Source organism: Rhizobacter sp. P3_C12, assembly GCF_056402735.1.
Window position 1 is genome coordinate 1 of sequence record NZ_JBFUGW010000470.1, and the last position, 2,868, is coordinate 2,868.

The window sequence follows — 2,868 nt, forward strand, 5'->3', positions numbered from 1 at the left end:
GCCGTGGCGGTGCGCACGTAGGCGGCCCGTCCGTCGAGCGCCTGCGCGCCCTGCGCCCAGTCGGCGAGCCCGGGGCCGCACAGCCCGATGCCATGCACGAAGAGCGTGCTCATCGGGCGGCTCCGAACACGAGGCTGGCGTTCGAGCCGCCGAAGCCGAACGAATTGCTCAGCACATGGCGCAACGGCGCCGCGCGGCTGTGGTCGACGTAGTTCGACTGCAGCTCGGCATCCGGCTGCAGCCGGTTCAGCCCGCCCGGGATCAGCCCGTGCTGCAGCGCGAGCACGCTCAGCACCGCCTCGACGCCGCCGGCCGCGCCCAGCGTGTGGCCGGTCGCGCCCTTGGTGGAGCTACACGGCACGGCCGGTCCGAACACGGTCTGCACCGCGCGGTCTTCGGCCGCGTCGTTGTTGTGCGTCGCGGTGCCGTGCAGGTTGATGTAGTCGATGTCGCCCGGCTGCAGGCCGGCACCGGCCAGCGCCTGCTGCATCGCCGCGACCGCGCCGCCGCCGTCGGGCAGCGGCGAGCTCATGTGGAAGCCGTCGCTGCTCTCGCCGGTGCCGAGCAGCCAGCCTTGCGGCGCGTCCGGCCCATCGCGCTCCAGCAGCGCGAACGCCGCCGCCTCGCCGAGCGACAGCCCGTTGCGGCCGGCATCCCAGGGCCGGCAGATCTGCGGCGACAGCAGCTCCAGCGAGTTGAAGCCGTACAGCGTCGTCAGGCACAGGCTGTCGACGCCGCCGACCACCGCCGCGTCGATCCAGCCGAGCTCCATCAGCCGCGCGGCGGCCGCGAACACCTTGGCGCTCGACGAGCAGGCCGTCGACACCACCCACTGCGGGCCGTCGAGCTGCAGCGCGAGCGCGACGAAGCGCGCCAGCGAGCCGGTGTTGTGCGTCTCGGCGTAGTGGAAATCGGCCGGCAGCGCGCCGTCGGGCCCGCGCCTTCGGTACGCATGCTCGGTCTGCAGGATGCCGGAGGTGCTGCTGCCCAGCAGCACCGCGACGCGCTGCGCGCCATGGCGCTCGCGCGCCGCACGCACCGCCGCGCGGAAACCGTTCTGCTGCAAGCCGAGCCACGCGAGGCGATGGTTGCGGCACTCGTAGGCTTCGAGCTCGGCCGGCAGCGCGATCGCATCGACGCCGGCGACTTCGCCGACATGGCAGGCCAGCGCGACATCCTCGAAGCGGCACGGTGCGAGCCCGCTGCGGCCGTCGCGCAGCGCCTGCAGGTGGGTCTCGTTGCCGGCCCCGAGTGCGCTCGTGACCGTCATCCGCGTGATCGCGACCGGCTTCATGCGGCGGGGGCGGTGTGGGACGTCGCCAGCGCCGGGCGCACAGGCCAGGCATCGCCCAGCCGCACGAAGCGCAGCCCCGATTGCCGCACCTGCGCGATCAGTGCCGGCAGCACCTCCAGCACCACCGGCCGGCCGTCGGGCGTGGTGGCGCAATGGCCGTCGTGCAGCAGCAGGATGTCGCCACCGCGCAGGCCCTGCGTCAGGCGCGCCAGCACGCGCCGGGCATCGCCGTCGCGGGTGTCGAAGCCGCGGCGCGTCCAGCTCGCGAGCCGCAGGCCCGCACGGTGCAGCAGCGGGCCGAGGAACACGTTGCGCAGGCCGGCCGGCGCGCGGAACAGCGTCGGCCGCTCGCCGGTGGTCGTGTGAAGAAATGCTTGCGCCTGCTGCAGCTCGCGCGCGATGCGGCGCGGGCCGAACAGCGAGAACGCATGCGGGTGCCGCCAGCTGTGGTTCTGCACCTCGTGGCCGCGCCGCACGATCTCGCGCAGCAGCGCGGGGTGTGCCGCGGCGCGTTCGGCGATCACGAAGAAGGTGGCGTGCACGCCGGCCGCGTCGAGCAGGTCCAGCACCTGCGGCGTCAGCACCGGGTCCGGGCCGTCGTCGAGCGTCAGCGCGATCTCGCCGCGCGCCGCGGCATCGGCCGGCAGCCGCGTGATGTTCTCGCCCAGCCAGGTCGAGCGCGGCCACAGCCCGAGCAGCGTGATCGCGAGGTGGTCCAGCACGACCGCGCCGAGCGCCCACGGCCACGCGCTGGGCGTGCGCAGCACGGCGAGCAGCGCCAGCAGGTGCAGTGCGGCGCTGAACAGCAGGAAGGTGGGAACGGGCCAGGTCGTCATGCAAAAAGCACTGCCCGCCGGCAGGGGAATTCAGGGGGCGGATTGTCCCACACCGCCCGGACGGCGCGCCCAGCTGGCCGACAGCAGCAGGCACAGCAGCGTGCCCGGCGCGACCACCTCGCCCAGCGCCACCAGCAGCGGCACGCTGGAGGTGCACAGCAGCGCGAACGACGCGACGATGGTCAGGTTGGCCAGCAGCAGCGAGGCGAGCGTCTCGGCGTCAGCGGCCTGGGCCTCCTGCTGTGGTGTGTGTTGCGCCAGCTGGTCGAAGAACAGCGCGTAGTTCGACCCGACCGCCACCACCAGCAGCAGCCCGACCAGGTGCAGCACGCCGAGCGCGACGCCGGCGAGCGTGAGCCCGGCCAGCACCAGCACCACGCTGGCCGCCAGCGGCAGCGCGACACGCCACAGCCGACGCAGCGAGCGCAGCCCGGCGTACAGGATCAGCAGCACCGCCAGCGCGCCGAGCGCGCTCTGCCAGAAGGCCTCGCGCAGGTAGCGCGCGTAGAGCGCATCGAGCTCGGGCTGGATCTCGACGACGCGGGTGTCCGGCAGGCCCTGCATTGCCTCGCGCAGCCGCGCCGCGGGCAGCGCCTGCGTGCCGGCGCGCAGGCTCAGCAGAACGGTCCATGGGCGACCCGCGGCCGCGGGCAGCAGCTGTGCCTGCAGCGCGGTCGCGAGCGGCGTGCCGTCGTAGTCGGCGCGCCTCACCGGTTTCGCCTGGCGCTGGGCCTGGAC

3 protein-coding genes are annotated in these 2,868 nt (G+C 73.9%); all 3 read right to left on the reverse strand.

Annotated elements, in window-relative coordinates; genetic code table 11:
- Nucleotides 1-109: 109 nt before the first annotated feature.
- A complete protein-coding gene (locus tag AC1DXV_RS33290) occupies nucleotides 110-1,294 on the reverse strand; it encodes a beta-ketoacyl-[acyl-carrier-protein] synthase family protein (RefSeq protein WP_477937817.1) in 1,185 nt (394 codons plus the stop codon).
- Nucleotides 1,291-2,130 carry a polysaccharide deacetylase family protein gene (locus AC1DXV_RS33295; RefSeq protein WP_477937819.1) on the reverse strand — a complete coding sequence of 280 codons (840 nt, stop codon included), beginning with the start codon at nucleotides 2,128-2,130 and terminating at the stop codon, nucleotides 1,291-1,293. Before AC1DXV_RS33295 ends, AC1DXV_RS33290 begins: the two co-directional genes overlap by 4 nt.
- A gap of 30 nt (nucleotides 2,131-2,160) precedes the next feature.
- Nucleotides 2,161-2,868: MMPL family transporter (locus AC1DXV_RS33300; protein WP_477937821.1), on the reverse strand; the 708-nt coding region annotated here is incomplete at its 5' end.

What these genes read in the sequence shown, in the direction of transcription:
- AC1DXV_RS33295 (WP_477937819.1), bottom strand. Translation starts at nt 2,130, where the DNA reads ATGACGACCTGGCCCGTTCCCACCTTCCTGCTGTTCAGCGCCGCACTG.
- AC1DXV_RS33290 (WP_477937817.1), bottom strand. Translation starts at nt 1,294, where the DNA reads ATGAAGCCGGTCGCGATCACGCGGATGACGGTCACGAGCGCACTCGGG.